This window comes from Carnobacterium sp. (assembly GCF_032094055.1).
Lineage (GTDB): Bacteria > Bacillota > Bacilli > Lactobacillales > Carnobacteriaceae > Carnobacterium_A.
This window is the reverse complement of sequence record NZ_DAMDAK010000118.1, coordinates 1,619-3,364: the sequence shown is the minus strand read 5'-3', so window position 1 is coordinate 3,364 and position 1,746 is coordinate 1,619. Positions and strand designations below refer to the sequence as shown.

Annotated in this window: 2 protein-coding genes; both read right to left on the bottom strand. The window is 36.9% G+C overall.

Features of this window, described 5'->3' with window-relative positions; translation table 11 throughout:
- Positions 1–976: histidine kinase dimerization/phospho-acceptor domain-containing protein (locus RT405_RS12780; RefSeq protein ID WP_313470183.1), on the bottom strand; the 976-nt coding region annotated here is incomplete at its 3' end.
- Between the two features lie 68 nt (positions 977–1,044).
- Positions 1,045–1,737, bottom strand: coding sequence for a response regulator transcription factor (locus RT405_RS12775; protein WP_035029218.1), 693 nt, complete (start codon positions 1,735–1,737; stop codon positions 1,045–1,047).
- Positions 1,738–1,746 lie beyond the last annotated feature (9 nt).

The following is a 1,746-nucleotide window of genomic DNA, read 5'->3' as shown; positions in this document are numbered from 1 at the left end:
GAATTTCGACTTGTTCAGCTCTTGATAAATCCAGCATTTCTTGTACTAAACTTTTCATTCGTTCGATTTCTTGCAAAGAAGCTAGGAGAGACTCATCTAAAATTTCAGGATCATCTTTTCCCCAGCGATTTAATAACTTCAAGTGTCCTTCCATTACAGCAACAGGTGTCCTCAACTCATGAGAAACATCTTCAACAAATTGCTTTTGCTGTTCAATGTATTGTTGCATTTTGTCCAGCATATCATTAAACACATTCGATAAATGTGTCAATTCATCATTACCTTCAGCAACTTCGATTCGCGAAGCTGATTGGGTGTCTTTTCGAATATCGTTCATTGTATTGGTAATTTGTTTGATAGGCTTTAAGAAATTCACGGCCAACATATACCCTATGATGCTGCTGAATACCAGCGCTAAAATATTAATAGTGACCAGAGCTAAAAAGACCCGTTCATTCGTTCGATAATAGTTTGCCATTTCACTTGTAACTTGAATATAGCCAATCAGCTGCTGAGTTCTTTTTGAATAAACGGGCATAGTCCCTTGCAACCCTTGTATGCCATTGATATCGACCGATACAACCACTGGTTGAGCGGTTCTTTCAAAAGGAATATCTTTCTGCTTAGATTCAAATAACAAACGAGAAGTTGGACTGTAGACACGTACCATTACTCCTTCTTCGTTCATTTTTGCAAAAATAGTATCTTGAAAATTACTTGGTTGTCCATAAGCTAAGTTGCGTTGGTCAAATTCATCATCCATTTCAATAGGAGTTGTTGTATACATACCGCCTAAAGCCATGTAAACTGCTTCTTTTGATAAACTTCCAGTCTCATTGTTCAATCGGTTAGCGACTCCAAATAATGTTTCTTTTACATCTTCATTCTCTTGAGTCAGCAAGATTTGCCTGAAGCCAATAAAAATGATGATAGAAAAAATAGAAAAAGTGAAGAAAATGGCCAATGCAGCTCCCATTGTCCACTTCCACTTTAATGAAATTCGTTTTTTCCTTTTTCGTTCTTTTCCTTTAAAAGAAAATGATTTCACGAACGCATCACGTAACCTGTTCCACGAACGGTTTGGATATAACCTTCCCCACCCGGAACATCAATTTTATTTCGCAAATAGCGGATATAAACATCTACCACATTTGTTTCTACTTCTGTTTCATAACCCCATACTTTATTCAATAAAACATCTCGTGCCAACACAACATTGACATTTTCCATTAATTCCAATAATAATTCATATTCTCTTTTTGTCAGTTCAATAATCTCATCGCCACGGCGAACAACTCGATTTTCTTTTTCAATGGTTAAATCACGGTAAGTTACTGTCGTTTGTTTGGTAATATTTTGTTCATTTTCAATTTCTATCCGGCGGAATAATGCACGCATCCGCGCCAATAATTCTTCTATGGCAAACGGTTTGACAATATAATCGTCTGCTCCATGATCTAAACCAGAAACACGGTCGATAACTGAGTCTCTAGCCGTCATCATAATAATGGGTACACTGCTGACTTGACGAATACGACGGCAAACATCAATTCCGTTCAGTTCTGGAAGCATTAAGTCAAGCAAAATAACATCCCACTTTTCCTCTTCATTCAATGCTGCTTCCAATCCCGCACGTCCATTATAACGTACCTCTGTCTCATACCCTTCATGTTTTAATTCTAATTCAACAAAACGGGCCAAGTTTTTTTCATCTTCAATAATTAATATTCTATTCATTCTATTCCC